The 16,049-nt window shown below is 74.6% G+C and carries 16 protein-coding genes; 7 read left to right on the top strand and 9 right to left on the bottom strand.

The genetic code is table 11. The features are described from left to right. Both HYE82_RS23155 and HYE82_RS23160 read left to right on the top strand, forming a co-directional pair. The coding region (locus HYE82_RS23155) for a PH domain-containing protein (protein ID WP_179176063.1) at positions 1 to 431 on the top strand (431 nt) is incomplete at its 5' end. A 50-nt stretch (positions 432 to 481) separates the two neighbouring features. Continuing rightward, complete coding sequence (locus HYE82_RS23160) at positions 482 to 1,816, top strand: PH domain-containing protein (RefSeq protein ID WP_309144422.1); 1,335 nt, start codon at positions 482 to 484, stop codon at positions 1,814 to 1,816. Between the two features lie 93 nt (positions 1,817 to 1,909). Here the strand turns inward: HYE82_RS23160 and HYE82_RS23165 are convergent, their stop codons facing one another. Both HYE82_RS23165 and HYE82_RS23170 read right to left on the bottom strand, forming a co-directional pair. After that, on the bottom strand, positions 1,910 to 2,620 hold the full coding sequence (locus HYE82_RS23165; RefSeq protein ID WP_179176065.1) for a response regulator transcription factor: 711 nt from the start codon (positions 2,618 to 2,620) through the stop codon (positions 1,910 to 1,912). A gap of 57 nt (positions 2,621 to 2,677) precedes the next feature. Next, entirely contained in the window at positions 2,678 to 3,877 is a 1,200-nt protein-coding gene (locus tag HYE82_RS23170) for a sensor histidine kinase (RefSeq protein WP_179176066.1), read from the bottom strand. Between the two features lie 107 nt (positions 3,878 to 3,984). Here HYE82_RS23170 and HYE82_RS23175 point away from each other — a divergent pair, with 107 nt between their 5' ends. After that, on the top strand, positions 3,985 to 4,956 hold the full coding sequence (locus HYE82_RS23175) for an SAM-dependent methyltransferase (RefSeq protein WP_179176067.1): 972 nt from the start codon (positions 3,985 to 3,987) through the stop codon (positions 4,954 to 4,956). Between the two features lie 70 nt (positions 4,957 to 5,026). Here HYE82_RS23175 and HYE82_RS23180 read toward each other — a convergent pair whose 3' ends face one another. Together HYE82_RS23180 and HYE82_RS23185 are read right to left on the bottom strand one after the other, a co-directional pair. Next, positions 5,027 to 6,577, bottom strand: coding sequence for a M28 family metallopeptidase (locus HYE82_RS23180; RefSeq protein WP_179176068.1), 1,551 nt, complete (start codon positions 6,575 to 6,577; stop codon positions 5,027 to 5,029). Between the two features lie 174 nt (positions 6,578 to 6,751). Next, complete coding sequence (locus HYE82_RS23185; RefSeq protein WP_179176078.1) at positions 6,752 to 7,867, bottom strand: DUF5937 family protein; 1,116 nt, start codon at positions 7,865 to 7,867, stop codon at positions 6,752 to 6,754. A gap of 185 nt (positions 7,868 to 8,052) precedes the next feature. Here HYE82_RS23185 and HYE82_RS23190 point away from each other — a divergent pair, with 185 nt between their 5' ends. Further along, entirely contained in the window at positions 8,053 to 8,262 is a 210-nt protein-coding gene (locus HYE82_RS23190; RefSeq protein WP_179176069.1) for a hypothetical protein, read from the top strand. Positions 8,263 to 8,285: 23 nt separating this feature from the next. On the opposite strand, the gene HYE82_RS23195 is transcribed toward HYE82_RS23190, so the two are convergent. The 5 genes from HYE82_RS23195 to HYE82_RS23215 are packed head-to-tail and all read right to left on the bottom strand — an operon-like array spanning position 8,286 to position 13,802. Continuing rightward, the gene (locus HYE82_RS23195; RefSeq protein WP_179176070.1) at positions 8,286 to 9,095 is read right to left on the bottom strand and encodes a type III pantothenate kinase; all 810 of its coding nucleotides are present in this window, start codon (positions 9,093 to 9,095) and stop codon (positions 8,286 to 8,288) included. 3 nt (positions 9,096 to 9,098) lie between these two features. Beyond that, positions 9,099 to 10,079, bottom strand: a complete 981-nt coding sequence (nadC, locus tag HYE82_RS23200) for a carboxylating nicotinate-nucleotide diphosphorylase (protein ID WP_179176071.1) — start codon at positions 10,077 to 10,079, stop codon at positions 9,099 to 9,101. Beyond that, positions 10,076 to 11,809: an L-aspartate oxidase gene (locus HYE82_RS23205; RefSeq protein ID WP_179176072.1), complete on the bottom strand. Its 1,734-nt coding sequence runs from the start codon at positions 11,807 to 11,809 to the stop codon at positions 10,076 to 10,078. The genes nadC and HYE82_RS23205 overlap by 4 nt, the downstream gene beginning before the upstream one ends. Further along, on the bottom strand, positions 11,806 to 12,807 hold the full coding sequence (gene panC, locus HYE82_RS23210; protein ID WP_256987577.1) for a pantoate--beta-alanine ligase: 1,002 nt from the start codon (positions 12,805 to 12,807) through the stop codon (positions 11,806 to 11,808). Before panC ends, HYE82_RS23205 begins: the two co-directional genes overlap by 4 nt. Positions 12,808 to 12,818: 11 nt before the next feature. Beyond that, on the bottom strand, positions 12,819 to 13,802 hold the full coding sequence (locus HYE82_RS23215; protein WP_179176074.1) for a Rossmann-like and DUF2520 domain-containing protein: 984 nt from the start codon (positions 13,800 to 13,802) through the stop codon (positions 12,819 to 12,821). 97 nt (positions 13,803 to 13,899) lie between these two features. On the opposite strand from HYE82_RS23215, the gene HYE82_RS23220 reads away from it, so the two are divergent. From HYE82_RS23220 to HYE82_RS23230, 3 genes are all read left to right on the top strand, one after another. Next, on the top strand, positions 13,900 to 15,015 hold the full coding sequence (locus HYE82_RS23220; RefSeq protein ID WP_179176075.1) for a low specificity L-threonine aldolase: 1,116 nt from the start codon (positions 13,900 to 13,902) through the stop codon (positions 15,013 to 15,015). 246 nt (positions 15,016 to 15,261) lie between these two features. Further along, entirely contained in the window at positions 15,262 to 15,447 is a 186-nt protein-coding gene (locus tag HYE82_RS23225; RefSeq protein ID WP_179176076.1) for a DUF397 domain-containing protein, read from the top strand. Positions 15,448 to 15,531: 84 nt separating this feature from the next. Continuing rightward, on the top strand, positions 15,532 to 16,049 hold a 518-nt coding region (locus HYE82_RS23230; protein WP_179176077.1), incomplete at its 3' end, for a hypothetical protein.

The raw sequence follows: 16,049 nt of genomic DNA on the forward strand, positions 1-16,049 counted from the left end.
TTCTCACGGTGCGGAGGCTGCTGCTGGTGATGTGGATGCTGCTGCTGGCGGGCGTGACCGCCCTGCTGCTGTGGCTCCTGGCCGGCCCGGTCTGGGCGGCGGCGGGGGCGTTGTGGCTCGTGGTCCTGGCCTGGGGGTGGGGGCTGCTCGAACGCAACTGGCGGTCCTGGCGCTACGCCGAGCGGGCCGACGACCTGCTGATCAGCCGGGGCGTGCTCTGGCAGGGGCAGATCGTGGTCCCGTACGGGCGGATGCAGCTGGTCGAGGTGACCTCGGGGCCGCTGGAACGCCGCTTCGGGCTGGCCTCCGTCCAGCTGCACACGGCGGCCGCGGCGACCGACGCCAAGATCCCCGGCCTGCTGCCGGCGGACGCCGAGCGGCTGCGGGACCGGCTCACGGAGCTGGGCGAGGCAAGGTCGGCGGGCCTGTGACCGCCGAGTCCGCGGAGACCGGGCCCGTCGTCTCCGACCCCGCCTCCGCCGTGCCCGCTGCCGTTCCCACCGCCGTTCCCGCGGCGCCCGGACCGGCCGCCGAGCGGCGGCTGCACGTGCTCACCCCGCTGCGCCGCGCCTGGGTGCCCATCGCAGCCACCGCCGGCGTGGTGGCTCAGCAGGGCGAGCGGCTGGCCGAGTGGATCGAGGACCTCACCCCTGCCGTGCGGGCCGTGGTGATCGCCGTCCTCGTCGTCGTCTTCGGCGTCTACGGCTTCCTGAGCTGGTGGTTCACCCACTACTCGGTCACCGACACCGAGCTGCGCATCCGCAGCGGCCTGGTCTTCCGGCGCACCGCCCACATCCGGCTGGACCGGATCCAGGCCGTGGACGTCACCCGCCCGCTGCTGGCCCGGATCGCCGGGGTCGCCAAGCTCCGGCTCGACGTGATCGGCACCGAGTCCAAGGACGAGCTGGCCTTCCTCGACGAGCGCGAGGCAGTGGAGCTGCGGGCCGAGCTGCTGGCCCGGGCGGCCGGCTTCGCCCCCGCGGAGGCGGCGGCGGTGGGCGAGGCCCCGCAGCAGGAGCTGTTGCGGGTGCGGCCCCGCGACCTCGCGGTGTCGCTCGCGCTCAACCTCGGCACCTGGGTCGCCGTACTGGCCGTGGTGGCCGCGCCGCTGGCCGTCTGGTGGTTCAGCGACAGCGTCTGGGCGACCCTCGGCACGCTGGTGCCGATCCTCGGCGGCATCTGGGCGGCCACGGCCGGCCGCTTCCAGGAGGAGTACGACTGGCGGGTCGCCGAGTCCCCTGACGGGCTGCGCATCGACCGCGGGCTGCTGGACCGGGCCCACGAGACCGTGCCGCCGGGGCGGGTGCAGTCGCTGCGGATCGTCGAGCCGCTGCTGTGGCGGCGGCGCGGCTGGGTCCGGGTGGAGCTGTCCGTGGCCGGCTCGAAGAACGGCGTCCTGATCCCGGTGGCCTCCCGGGCCGCCGCCGGGGCGTTGATCGCCCGGGTCCTGCCGGGTGTGGACCCGGACGCCCTGGACTTCCGCCCCTCCCCGGGGGACCGGGCGCGCTGGGTGGTCCCGGTGTGGTGGAAGGGGTACGCGCTGGCCGTCTCCGGGGAGGTGTTCGCGGCCCGGAGCGGGCGGCTGTGCCGCCGTACGGAGCTGGTCCCGCACGCGAAGGTGCAGAGCGTCCGGCTGATCCAGGGCCCGTGGGAGCGGGCCCGCGGTGTGGCCGACGTCTGCGTGGACACCGGCGCGAACACCACGGTCACGGCCCGGGTGCGGGCCGCGGACGAGGCCGCGGCGCTGCTGGAAGCGCAGGCGGACCGTTCGCGCACCTCCCGCGCGGACGCACGCCCGGACCGCTGGATGACCTGAGCCCCGGCAGGGGCGGCCGTGCGGGGACGACCGGCCGGGGACGGCCGTGCGGGGAAGCCGTGCGCAGGGCGGGGACGGCCGTGCGGGCGGACCTTACGCGGGCCCGGCCCCGCCGCCCGCCCGGACCAGGCCGGACTCGTACGCGAGGACGACGACCTGCACCCGGTCGCGCAGGCTCAGCTTGGTCAGGATGCGGCCCACGTGCGTCTTGACCGTGGCCTCCGACAGCACCAGCCGGCCCGCGATCTCACCGTTCGACAGCCCCTGGGCGACCAGCAGCATGACCTCCCGCTCGCGCTCGGTCAGCCGCTCGATCTCCTTGTTCTGCGGCTCCTGGGGGCCGGTCGGCAGCATGGGCGCGAACCGGTCCAGCAGGCGCCGGGTCGTCGAGGGGGCCACCACCGCGTCACCGCTGTGCACCGAGCGGATCGCGGCCAGCAGCTCCGCCGGCGGGACGTCCTTGAGCATGAAGCCGCTCGCGCCCGCCTTCAGCCCGGAGAAGGCGTACTCGTCCAGGTCGAAGGTGGTCAGGATGATCACCTTGGGGTGCTCGGGACGCTCGCAGATCCGCCGGGTGGCCTCGACCCCGTCCAGCCGGGGCATGCGCACGTCCATCAGCACCACGTCCACCTTCGTGGACCGCAGCACCTCCAGCGCCTCCAGGCCGTCGCCGGCCTCGGCCACCACCTCCATGTCCGGCTGGGCGGCGAGCACCATGCGGAAGCCCGTGCGCAGCAGAACCTGGTCGTCGACGAGCATGACCCTTACGGAATTCGCCGGCGTGGGCGCATCAAAGGCAGTCATACGGTGAGCATACGCAGCGGCGGCAGCGGCCCGGCCCGCCGGACCGGTGGCGGCCCGTCAGCCCTTCTTCAGCGGCAGCAGCGCGCTGATGCGGAAGCCGCCGCCGGGGCGCGGGCCCGCGTCGAGGGTGCCGCCGACCATGCCGACCCGCTCGCGCATGCCGATCATCCCGTGCCCGGCGCCGTCGGCGCCGCCGTCCTCGTACAGCTCGTGGGCCGCACCCCGGCCGTCGTCCTCGACGAGCAGGCCGAGCCCGTCGTCGAAGTAGACCAGCCGGACGCTCGCCTTCGCGTCGGGGCCGCCGTGCTTGCGCGTGTTCGTCAGCGCCTCCTGCACGATCCGGTACGCGGTCAGCTCGACACCGCTCGGCAGCTTGCGCGGTGTGCCCTCGACCTCGAAGTCCACGGTGAGGCCGGCGGCCCGCACCTGTTCGACGAGGACCTCGATCTGCTCGACGTCCGGCTGCGGCACGTAGTCCTCGGACTCCTGCGGCTCCCCGGTGCGCAGCACGCCCAGCAGGCGGCGCATCTCCGCCAGCGCCTGCCGGCCCGTGCCGGAGATGGTCTGCAGGGCCTCCTTGGCCTGTTCCGGCGCCACGTCCATGACGTACGCGGCCCCGTCCGCCTGCACCACCATCACCGACACGTTGTGCGCGACGACGTCGTGCAGCTCGCGGGCGATCCGGGCGCGCTCGGCGGCGACGGCCACCTTGGCCTGGGCCTCGCGCTCCTTCTCCAGCCGCTGGTTCCGCTCGACGAGCTGGGCGTAGTAGGCGCGGCGGGTGCGCAGGGAGTCCCCGAGCACCCAGGCGAGGGCGAACGGGACCATGGCGAACAGGACGAACATGACGTTGCTGGCGCTGTTTCCCTTGTCGACGGGGAAGCGCAGCGCGTACAGCGGGGAGGCGGCCAGCCCGAGGCCGAGCGCGACCCGCGACAGCGTGCGCGGGAGCTCGGCCGAGGCGGCGACGGTGTACAGGACGACCAGCATGCCGAAGTCCGCGACGTGGGACTCGACGCCGGCCGACAACTGGTAGGCGCCGGTGCCGACGGCCAGCCAGAACATCTGCCGCGTCCACCTGCGGCGCAGGGCGACGACGACGCCCATCGCGATCACCGAGGGGACGGCGACCAGCTTGGCGGCGGTGTCTGCGCCGCTGTCGGCGACCCCCAGCATGGCGATCCCGGACAGGAGGACAGCCCAGAAGGTGTCGACGCCCGTCGGGTGTCTGCGGAGGAAGTCGTAGAGGCGCTGCACGTAACCCAGAGTAGGCAAAGAAGATAGGTGCTGGAGTCAACCACAGGTGCGATCCGCGGCGCGGGGGCGTACTCCGCAAGGTGGAGGCCGAGCTTAACGTGGAGGGGATGGGCATTCAGGGCGAACTCAGGGGTCCGGTCGGCTGGCGCGCGGCGATGGAAGCCGCGCTGTACGGGCCCGGCGGCTTCTACGTCCGCCCCGGCGGCCCGGGCCCCGCCGGGCACTTCCGCACCTCCGTGCACGCCTCCCCGCTGTACGCGGGGGCCGTGGCCCGGCTGCTGTGCCGGGTGGACGAGCAGCTCGGCCGCCCGGAGGGGCTGGACCTGGTCGACGTCGGGGCAGGCCGCGGGGAGCTGCTGGCCGGGGTGCTCGCCGCGCTGCCGGAACCGGTGGCCGCGCGGGTGCGCCCGTACGCGGTGGAGAAGGCGGAGCGGCCGCAGGGCCTGGACCCGCGGATCCGGTGGGTGGCAGAGCCGCCGGCCGGGGCCGCGGGGCTGCTGTTCGCCAACGAGTGGCTGGACAACGTCCCCCTGGACGTCGCGCAGGACGGGCACTACGTGCTGGTCGCGCCCGACGGCACCGAGAGCCTCGGCCCGGCGGTGGACGCCGCCGACCGGGCCTGGCTGGAGCGGTGGTGGCCGGGGCCCGGCCGCGCCGAGATCGGGCGGCCGCGGGACGAGGCCTGGGCCGCGGCCGTCTCGGCCCTGGAGCGGGGGCTGGCGGTGGCCGTGGACTATGCCCACACCCGCGGGACGCGGCCGGCGTACGGGACGCTGACCGGCTTCCGGGAGGGCCGGGAGGTGGCCCCGGTCCCGGACGGCAGCTGCGACGTCACCGCCCACGTGGCCCTGGACTCCTGCGCCGGGCCGGGCGCGGTGCTGCTGACCCAGCGGGAGGCGCTGGCCGCGCTCGGCGTCTCCGGCGCCCGGCCGCCGCTCGCGCTGGCCTCCGCGGACCCGGCGGGCTACGTCCGTGCCCTGGCTGCGGCGGGGGAGGCGGCCGAGCTCACCGCCCGCGGCGGGCTGGGCGACTTCGGCTGGCTGGTGCAGCCGGTCGGGGTGGCCGCCTGGCCGGGCTGAGACGCGCCGGAGGGGCCGGCAGCGCCGGCCCCTCCGTTCGCCCGCGGGCGACCGTCACCCGGTCACCCGGTTACTCGGTCACCTCGCTGCCGTGGCCGGCGTGGAGGCCGCCGCTGCCCGCGCCGCCGCCCGTCGGCTGCGAGACCACCGGCTTCGACAGCGGCGCCAGGTCGTGGGCGTAGTGGCCCACCGCGTTCGCGATGACGTCCACGTTGATGTCCAGCGCCTTCTGGTCGATGTTCGTCAGGTCGTCGCCCTTGGCGTGGTAGTTCGGGTCGTACGCCTTGCCGGCCTCCCCGCCGAACTTCGCCGCCTGCGCCGCGGTCTTGATGCCCTCGGCGCCGGTGAAGGTGCCGCCCGACGGGATGCCGACCTCGATGAACGGGCCGTAGTCCGAGCGGCCGTCGAAGTCGGTGCCCTCGTGCGGGATGCCCTTCGAGTCGAGGAAGTCGGTGATCCCCCGCTCCAGCTGGGCGGAGCCCTCCGGGCCCGGACCGGCGCCGACGCCGTCCGAGTTGTCGCCGTCGTAGACGAAGTAGGCCGGGTTCGGCGAGCCGATCATGTCGAAGTTCAGGTACAGCTTGATCTGCTTCTTCTGCGCCTCGGTCAGGCCGCCGACGTACGCCTCGGAGCCGAGCAGGCCGAACTCCTCGGCCGACCACCAGGCGAACTTCACCTTGTTCTTGATCTTCTTCTGGTCGCCCGCGAGGCGCTGCGCGACCTGGAGGATGCCGGCGGAGCCCGAGCCGTTGTCGTTGATGCCCGGCCCGCCCGCGACCGAGTCCAGGTGGGCGCCGAGGAAGACCGTGTTGTTCTCGTCGCCTCCCTGCGTCTCCGCGACGACGTTGAACGTCTTGCGCTGCTCCCGCAGTTCGCGGATGTCCAGGGTGACCTCGACCGGGCCGGCCGCGGCGTCGGCGGCGAGGCGCTGGCCCTCGGCCTGGGTGATGCCGCCGGTCGGGATCTTTCCGACGGCCGGGTCGCCGAGGGTGCCGTTGAGGGCGCCGTCGGTGTTGTTGTAGATGATCGCGCCGACGGCGCCGGCCGCGGCCGCGTTGGTCTGCTTGGCGGCGAAGGTGCAGCCGCCGCGCTTGATCAGGGCGATCTTGCCGGTGAAGGCGCCCGCGGCGAAGTCGCCCGGCTCGCAGCCGTTGGTGCCGTCGGCGTCGACGGGCGCCGGAGCGATCTGGGCCGTGACGCCGGACTCGGGGCCGCTCGCGGTGTACGTCATCAGGTGGATCGGCACGTCGCGGCCGCCCGCGCCGTTGACCTTCAGGGTCTCGGCGATGGTCTCGACGTAGGTGAACTCGAACTCGTTGCGCGAGACCTTGTACCCGGCGTTCTTCAGCACCGCTTCGACGTACTGGGCGGACTGCACGTGGCCCTTGGAGCCGGCCACGCGGGTGCCGTTGTTGTAGTCGGCGATGGACTGGAAGACCTTCAGGTGGTTGTAGGCGCCTTTGCCGGTCGAGTCCTTGACCAGCTTCCTGGCCAGTGCGTCCGCCCGGGCTGCGTCGCTCTGCGGGCCGGTGGCGCCGGCCGGGCCGGCCAGGAGCAGCGGCGAGACGAGGGTTGCGGCGGCCAGGGCGGCGGTCGCTGCGGCTATACGGCGTGAGGGCATGAAGGTCCTTCCACGACAGGTGCGAGCAGACAGACGGACGGCAATGCGCGGTACGTGGGGGGAGTGGTGGACGCACGTTATAGACGAGGAGGCGGATCTGGCCAGTGTTTTCACTGATTCCGGTTTGTGAATTCCGTATATCGGTGCATCTGCGCAGGCAGAAACCGGCCACCGCTAGCGCAGGACGCCCTCGATGAAGTCGGGTCCGATCCGGGCGACGGCACCCAGGTCCAACTGGTGCTGGGCATATCGGCCCTGACGCCGCGTATGGAGCAGTCCCGCCTTCTTCAGGGCGGACAGGTGCCGCGACACCTCCGGCGGGGTGATCCCGAGTACGGTCGCCAGCTCGCTCGTCGTGTACGGCGCGCGGGCCAGGCTCCGGCACAGCAGCATCCGCATCGGGTGGGCCAGTGCCTCCATCCGCCGCTGGAGCAGCTCCACCGAACCGGGGGACGGCAGTCCGGGGTTGCGGACCGGGTAGTGGACCACCGGCCGCCAGCCGGGGGCGTGCAGCACGAGCAGGTGCGGCCAGCCGAAGTGCGTCGGGACGAAGACGAGGCCGGAGCCCGTCTCCGGATCGGTCGCGGTCGCCGTGCCGTTGAGCATCTTGTCCACGGTGATGGTGGTGCGGGCCTCGTCGACGCTCAGCGCGGCGGAGACCTCCTGCAGTGCGGCGGGCAGCCCCCTGCGGCGCAGCACCTCGGTCTTGTGCCGGGCGTCCGCGATCTGCTCGGGCTCTATCCGCCGCCAGGTCTCGGCGAAGAAGGCCTCGTCGCAGTCCTCCAGGAGCCTGCGCATCCAGACCCGTACGCCGGCGGTGTCGTCCAGCAGCCGCAGCGAGAACTCCAGCCGGCCGGGCCCGCGGGCGGCGGCCGTCTCCAGCACCCGGGCCCGGGCGCGGGCGTCGGTCAGCGGGGAGGGGCCGCCGCCCTCGTTGTACAGCGCCAGCCAGCAGTGCTCCAGGGCGGCCATCACGAACCGCTCGTCGTCCAGCTTGTCGAGTACGTCGAGCTCCTCGGCCAGGGTCGCGGAGGGCCGCCCGGTGCCGCCGGGGATGCCGGCGAAGGCCATGAAGACGTCGGAGAAGGAGGAGCGCCACATGAAGTCGCCCTCCAGCAGCCGGTCCGCGAGGCAGGGGTCGAGCCCGGCGGCGGTGGCCGCGGTCCAGGAGGCGAGCCCGGGGTGGTGGGCGGGCTGCGAGAGCGCGTGCAGGGCCATGCAGAGTTCGGCGAGCGGCGAGGGGGCGAAGGCGATGTGCTCCTCGGGGAGCCCGGCGATGTCGATGGTCACGCTCATCGGCCCATTGTGGCCGCCGCCGGCCCCGATCCGGGCGTGCCGCGGAAACCGGCGCGGCGCAGGGCCGCCGACTGTCTCCCGGAGGGCGGCAGTGCAAGCTGCGCCGCTGGCCAGAGCGTCGATTGACCAGCGGCGTCAATCGACGAGCAGCCTGGCCCGGGAGGGTTCAGGGTGGAGGTATGACAGCGATCGAGCAGTACCTCGTCGACACGTACCGGGCGTCCCGGCAGGACGCCCCCATGCCTCCGCCGCCGGGCCGCGACGACCTCGCCGTGGTGCGGGCGGCCCGGGGCTACGTGCAGTTCCGGGCCGTACTGGACGGCCGGGCGGCCCACCACCCGTGGCGGGCCGCCCTCCGCCGCCTGCTGGGCCGTCCCCGGCCCTGCTGAGCCGTCCCCGGCCCCCGACCGGCTCAGGAGAAGTTCGGCGCGTTGCGCTCGTAGACCAGGCGCAGCCCGATCAGGGTCAGCCACGGCTCGTGGTCGTCGATCACCGACGACTCGCCGAGCACCATCGGTGCCAGCCCGCCCGTGGCGATGACCCGGACGTCGTCCGGATCGCCGTGCGGGCCGGCCAGTTCCCGGGCCATGCGGGTGACGACCCCGTCGACCTGGCCCGCGAATCCGTACACCACGCCCGACTGCATCGCCTCGACCGTGGACTTGCCGATCACGTGCCGCGGCCGGGCCAGCTCGATCTTGCGGAGCTGGGCGCCGCGTACGCCCAGGGCCTCCATCGAGATCTCTATGCCCGGGGCGATCACACCGCCGACGTACTCGCCCTTCGCGGACACCGCGTCGAAGGTGGTCGCCGTACCGAAGTCGACGACGATCGCCGGGCCCCCGTAGAGGTCGACGGCCGCGACCGCGTTGATGATGCGGTCCGCGCCGACCTCCTTCGGGTTGTCCATCAGGATCGGCACGCCCGTCTTGATGCCCGGCTCGACGAGCACCGCGGGGACATCGCCGTAGTAGCGGCGCGTCACCTCGCGGAGCTCGTGCAGCACCGACGGGACCGTCGAACAGATCGCGATGCCGTGGATGCCGTCGCCCAGCTCGCTGCCGAGCATCGGGTGCATGCCCATCAGGCCCTGCATCAGGACGGCCATCTCGTCGGCCGTGCGGCGCGGGTCGGTGGAGATGCGCCAGTGCTCGACGATCTCGTCACCGTCGAACAGTCCGAGCACGGTGTGGGTGTTGCCGACGTCGATGGTGAGCAGCACCGGTCACACCGCCGCGCGCAGGTCGAGCCCGATGTCCAGGATGGGCGAGGAGTGCGTCAGCGCGCCGACGGCCAGGAAGTCCACGCCCGTCTCGGCGTACGCACGCGCGTTCTCCAGGGTCAGCCGGCCGGAGGACTCCAGGACGGCCCGGCCCTTGTTGTGCTCCCTGTTCAGGATCACGGCCTCCTCAGTCTCCATCGGCGTGAAGTTGTCGAGGAGGATCAGGTCGGCCCCGGCGTCCATGACCTCGCGCGCCTGGTGCAGGGTGTCGACCTCGACCTCGATCGGCACCTCCGGGAACGCCTCGCGCACGGCCCTGAACGCTTCCGCGACCCCGCCGGCGGCGACGACGTGGTTGTCCTTGACCAGCGCCGCGTCCGACAGGGACATGCGGTGGTTCACGCCGCCGCCGCAGCGCACCGCGTACTTCTCCAGCGAGCGCAGGCCCGGCGTGGTCTTGCGGGTGTCGCGGACCTTGGCGCCGGTGCCCTCCAGGACGTCCGCCCAGCGGCGGGTGGCCGTCGCGATCCCCGACAGCCGGCACAGGATGTTCAGCGCGCTGCGCTCGGCGGTCAGCAGGTCCCGCGTCAGGGCCCGCACCGACAGCAGCACCTCGCCCTTCTTCACGGTGTCGCCGTCCTCGGCGTGCCGCTCGACCTCGAAGGCCTCGGTGCACGCGACGGACAAGACCGCCTCGGCGACGCGCAGCCCGGCCACGACGCCGTCCTCGCGGGCGACGAAGTCGGCGACGGCCTCGGCGTCCTCGGGCACGGTCGCGACGGTGGTGACGTCCTCGCCGCCGTCGAGGTCCTCGGCCAGCGCCATGTGGGCGATGTCCTCGACCTCGACGGGGTCGAGGCCCGCCTCGGCCAACAGCCCGGCGAGCGCCGGGTCCAGGCCGCTCTCCTCGCCGTCGCCGCAGCCGCAGCCGTCGCCGCAGCCGCCTTCGTTCTGCTCGATCAGGGGGAGTTCGGGGGTGCTCACGATGCCTGCTCCTGGCTCAAGGGGTGCTGTACGGACGGGAGGTCCGCGGAGTCGGTGGGGATGACGACGAGGGCCCGCTTCTCGGTGCGGGACAGCCTGACGACGAGATGGCGGCGCCAGGCGGCGTCGTCGCGGTCGGGGAAGTCCTCGCGCCAGTGGCAGCCGCGGGTCTCCTCGCGCCGCAGCGCGGCGGCGACCAGGACGCGGGCCACGCACAGCAGGTTCGTGGCCTCCCAGGTGTCGGTGCCCGGCACGGCCGTCTTGCCGTTCGTCTCCAGGGCGGTGAGCGCGGTGGCGTACAGGTCCTCCAGAGCGGCGGCCGCCGCCCGCAGGGACTCCGCGGAGCGGAGCACGCCCGCGCCCTCCGTCATGATGCGCTGGACCTCGTGGCGGGCCTCGGCGGGCTGCAGCGGGCCCGTCGAGGGGACCGGCACGACCGGGCCGCCGCCCGCCGGGGCGCTCGCCACGATGTCGTCGGCGATCCGCTCGGCGAAGACCAGCCCCTCCAGCAGCGAGTTGGAGGCCAGCCGGTTCGCGCCGTGCACACCCGTGCAGGCGACCTCGCCGCACGCGTACAGGCCGGGCACGGTGGTGCGGCCGGACAGGTCGGTGCGGACGCCGCCGGACGCGTAGTGCGCGGCGGGCGCGACCGGGACGGGCTCGGTCACCGGGTCGATGCCGTGGGCCCGGCAGGCGGCCAGGATCGTCGGGAAGCGCTGCTCCCACATCTCGGCGCCGAAGTGCCGGGCGTCCAGGTACATGTGCTGCGCGCCCTGCTCCTGCATGCGGCGCATGATGCCCTTGGCGACGATGTCGCGGGGGGCCAGCTCGGCCAGCTCGTGCGCGCCGGCCATGAAGCGGACGCCGTCCGCGTCGACCAGGTACGCGCCCTCGCCGCGGACCGCCTCCGACACCAGCGGCTGCTGGCCCTCGGCGTCCGGACCCAGGTACAGCACGGTGGGGTGGAACTGGACGAACTCCAGGTCGGAGACCTCGGCTCCGGCGCGCAGCGCGAGCGCCACCCCGTCGCCGGTGGACACCGAGGGGTTGGTGGTGGCGGAGAACACCTGGCCCATGCCGCCGGTCGCGAGGATCACGGCGGGCGCGTGGACGGCGCCGACCCCGTCGTGCTGGCCCTCGCCCATGACGTGCAGGGTGACGCCGGCCGTGCGGCCCTCGGCGTCCTGCAGCAGGTCCAGGACCAGTGCGTTCTCGACGGTCTCGATGCCGGCCGCGTGCACGGCCTCGACCAGCGCGCGGGAGATCTCGGCTCCGGTGGCGTCGCCGCCCGCGTGCGCGATCCGCCGCCGGTGGTGGCCGCCCTCGCGGGTCAGCGCGATCTCCCCGGTCTCCGCGGACCTGTCGAAGACGGCACCGGAGGCGATCAGCCGGCGCACCGCGTCGGGCCCCTCGGTGACCAGTAGCCGGACGGCGTCCTCGTCGCACAGGCCGGCGCCCGCGACCAGGGTGTCGTCCAGGTGCTGCTCGGGGGTGTCGCCCTCGCCGAGCGCGGCGGCGATCCCGCCCTGCGCCCAGCGGGTGGAGCCGTCGTCGAGCCGGGCCTTGGTGACCACAACGGTACGGCGGCCCGCGGCGGCGCAGCGCAGCGCGGCCGTCAGACCCGCCACGCCCGAGCCGACGACCACGACGTCGGCCTCGACGGCCCAGCCGGGGGCGGGCGCGTGCAGCCGTATGCCGGTACCGGCGGGGCCTGTGCCTGGGGTGCTCACGAGTGTGCTCCGAACTCCAATGGGATGTTGTCGATCAGCCGGGTCGTGCCGACCTTCGCGGCGACGGCCAGCACGGCCCGGCCGGTGAAGCCGGGGCCGACGTCGGTGAAGTCCTGCGGGTCCACCAGGGCCAGGTAGTCCAGGACCAGCGGCGGCTCGTGCCGGCCCGCCTCCTCCAGGATGTGCCGGGACGCGGCCCGGACGGCGTCCGGCAGACCGGTGCCCGCCGCGGCGGCCGCGGACGACACGGCGTGCGCGTCGGCCGAGGCCCGGATCTCGCCCAGCCGGGCCAGGGCCGTGGCCCGCTCGTCGCTGGCGGGCGCCGCCTCGGCGCGGGCGCGCAGCGCGGCCTGCGCGGCGAGCCGGTCGCGGCCCGCGAACAGGGCCCGGGACAGGGCCAGGGCGGTGCGCCGCTCGGGGGCGGAGAGATAGCGGTTGCGGGAGGACAGCGCGAGCCCGTCCTCCTCGCGGACGGTCGGTACGCCGACCACCTCGACGGGGAAGTTCAGGTCGGTCACCATCCGCCGGATCAGCGCCAGCTGCTGCGCGTCCTTCTGGCCGAACAGCGCCAGGTCGGGGCGGGTCAGGTGGAGCAGCTTGGCGACGACGGTCAGCATGCCGTCGAAGTGCCCGGGCCGGGTGGCGCCCTCCAGGCGGGTGCCCATCGGGCCGGCGCTGATCCGCACCTGGGGGTCCCCGCCGGGGTAGACCTCCTCGACGGCCGGGGCGAACACGGCGTCGGCGCCCGCCCCGCGGGCCAGCTCCAGGTCGGCGTCGAGCGTGCGCGGGTAGCGGTCGAGGTCCTCGTTCGCCCCGAACTGCAGCGGGTTGACGAAGACCGTCACGACGACCTGGCCCTCGGGCCCGGCCTGCTCCCGAGCCGACCGGATCAGGGTGGCGTGCCCCTCGTGGAGGGCTCCCATCGTCATGACGACCGCGCGCGGACCGGAGCCGGCGCGCGGCAGCTCCGCGAGCTTCTCCGCGGTGTCGATCAGCAACAGGTCGTGGCTCACCGGCCGTCGCCCCCTTCGGGTCCCTCGGTGCCGTTCAGGTCTCGCCCGCCCGGACCGGCATCCGCGCCGGCGCCGTCCGCGAGGACCACCAGCAGGTCCTCGGCGAGCTCGGGCCTGAGCAGCCCGTGGGCCAGGGCCCGGTCCGCGGTCGTCCGGGCCATCGCCAGGTAGCCGGAGAGCGTCCCCGGGGCGTGCCGGCGCAGCTCCGCCACGTGCGCGGCGACCGTCCCGGCGTCGCCGCGGGCCACCGGCCCGGTCAGCGCGGCGTCCCCCGAGCGCAGGGCGTTGTCCAGGGCCGCGCCGAGCAGCGGGCCGAGCATCCGGTCGGGGTGCTCCACGCCGGCCTTGGCCAGCAGCTCCATGGCCTGGGCCACCAGCGTGACCAGGTGGTTCGCGCCGAGGGCGAGGGCGGCGTGGTACAGCGGGCGGTTCGCCTCCGCGACCCACTCGGGCTCCCCGCCCATCTCGATGACCAGGGCCTCCGCCGCGAGCCGCAGCTCGTCGGGGGCGGTGACGCCGAAGGGACAGCCCGCGAGCCGCTGCACGTCGACCTCGGTGCCGGTGAACGTCATCGCGGGGTGCAGGGCCAGCGGCAGCGCGCCCGCCCGGCGGGCCGGGTCCAGGACGGAGGCCCCGTACCGCCCCGACGTGTGCACGAGCAGCTGCCCGGGCCGGACCGCGCCGGTGTCGGCGAGGCCCTGTACGAGGCCGGGCAGGGCGTCGTCGGGCACGGTCAGCAGCACCAGGTCGGCCAGCTCCAGCACCTGCGCGGGCGGCACGAGCGGCACGTCGGGCAGCATCCGCTCGGCACGGCGGCGGGAGGCGTCCGAGACGCCGGAGACGGCGACCGGGCGGTGCCCCGCCTGCTGCAGGGCGCGGGCCAGGGCCGGGCCGACCCGGCCGGCCCCGACGACGCCGACGGTCAGCCGGGCAGGTCGGGCGGACGGATCCCGGGGTTCCGTCTGATGGGGTGCGTTCACGCGGGGCGGGCCTTCCGTTCCAGTCCGCGGGGGTACCGGACGATACGCCGCCATGCTAGCCCCTGGGCGCCAGGGGCGATCGGCGATGATCTGGGCCATGACCGATGACATCGAGCGGACGAACCGGCTGGTCGCGGCGGGGCGCTCGGCCGGGCGCAAACTGTGGGGCGGCGCGCGGGAGACGACGGTCGGCGAGCTTCTCGCCGGACTGGCCGCACCCGACCCCGACGAGCCCGCCGACGTCTACGGCGACGGGGTCGTGGCCGCTCTGGAGGAGCGGGTCGCCGAACTCCTCGGCACGGAGGAGGCCGCCTTCTTCCCCTCGGGCACGATGGCCCAGCAGATCGCCCTGCGCTGCTGGGCGGGCCGCACCGGGAACCCGGTCGTCGCCCTGCACCCGATGAGCCACCCCGAGCTGTGGGAGGGCGGCGCCCTGTCCCTGGTGTCGGGCCTGCGCACGGTGCACCCCACCCGGGAGCCCCGCCAGCCCACCGCCGAGGAGGTCGCCGACCTCGCCGAGCCCTTCGGCACGCTGATGCTGGAGCTCCCGCTGCGCGAGGCGGGCTTCCTGCTGCCGTCCTGGGAGGAGCTGGAGGAGCTCGTCGGCGCGGCCCGGGAGCGGGACGCGGTCGTCCACTTCGACGGGGCCCGGCTGTGGGAGGCCACGACCCGCCTCGGCCGGTCCCTGCCGGAGATCGCGGCCCTGGCCGACTCGGTGTACGTGTCCTTCTACAAGTCGCTGGGCGGGCTCAGCGGGGCGGCGCTCGCGGGCCCGTCCGCCCTGGTCGCCGAGGCGAAGGTGTGGCGCCACCGGTACGGCGGCCAGGTCTTCCGCCAGTTCCCGCAGGCACTGTCGGCCCTGGCCGGCCTGGAGCGGGAGCTGCCGCGGCTCCCCTCGTACGTCGGGCACGCGCGCGTGGTGGCGCAGGGACTGCGGGACGGCTTCCGGACCGCAGGGACGCCCTGGTTCCGGATCCACCCGGAGGTGCCGCACACCCACCAGTTCCAGGTCTGGCTGCCGTACGAGGCGGACCGCCTGACGGACGCCGGCATCCGGCTGGCGGAGGAGACGGGCACCGTCCTGTTCCGCCGCTGGGAGCCGGCGCCCGTGCCGGGCCTGGCGGTGACGGAGGTGACGGTCGCCGAGCCCGGCCTGGCCTGGACCGGCCGGGACGCCGCCGAGGCCGTCGCCGCGTTCCTCGCACGCCTGTAGCGCCCAGGCCGGTTCCGGCCATCTTCGGGCCGTTCCGGGCCGTCCCGGGCTGTCCCGGCGCCGGCCGGGCCGGCCCGCGGAACGCCTTTCCGCAGCCCGCTCCGGGGGTGGGCCCGCCCTCCGCTGCCGCAACCGGCACGCCGGGGCGCGACGCACCGGATTCGGCCGAAGTGGCCGACCGGAGGGCCCCGCGGGGTTACCGTCCCCTCACGAGAGCACCAGCCCGTCCATCGGAGGAGAGACACCATGACCGCTGAAGCCGCGTGGCAGAAGTCCTCGTACTGCGGAGAGGGGGAGGCCTGCGTCTACGTGCTCTCCACCCCCGGGCACCTCGTCCGCGTGGCCGACCGGGCCGACCCGGCGCATCTCGTCCTGGCCACCACGCAGGCCGCCTGGGCCGACTTCCTGCGCGCCGTGAAGGAGCGCGGCTGACCCGCCGCCCGCCCGCGGCCGCGCCGCCGCGCCGGAATCACGGCGATCAGGGGATTTTGTCCGATTAGCGCGTATCTTCGGCGCATGCCCACGCCCTACGGATCCCGCGGCGGCATGGCGTTCAGCGCCGCCGAGCTGCGCGTACTCAGGCGCACCCTCGCCCATGCCCTCCAGTCCTCCACGGCCCCCCTGACGGCACCCGAAGTGCAGGACTGCCTGCGCCTCGCACAGTCGGTGGACGAAGCGGTCCAGGAGGCGGGCCGGCTCAGAACGTTCCTCCTCGCCGACCTCGCGCGCTACCGCAGCGCCCTGCCGGGCAGCCTCTCCGGCTACCTGGAGCTGCTCCAGGACGCCCTGGCCGCCGGCTACGAGCCCACACCGGACGACCTCGCCGCCCTGCGCGCCCTGCGCGCCAACCCGGTCGCGGCGGCCCTGCTGGAGCACGCCCAGGCCGTCGCCGCGCGTGCGCTGCGCCGGCGGCTGCCCGCCGCCCCGCCGCCCCGGACCCGGCTGCTGGCCCTGGCCGGCGGCAGGGACTCCGCCGGACGGGACTCCGCCGACCGGGACGGCACCAAGGAGCCGCCCCGCCCCCAGCCCTCGCG

Origin of the sequence: Streptomyces sp. BR123, assembly GCF_013401435.1 — a bacterium.
In the GTDB taxonomy this organism is placed as follows: domain Bacteria; phylum Actinomycetota; class Actinomycetes; order Streptomycetales; family Streptomycetaceae; genus Streptomyces.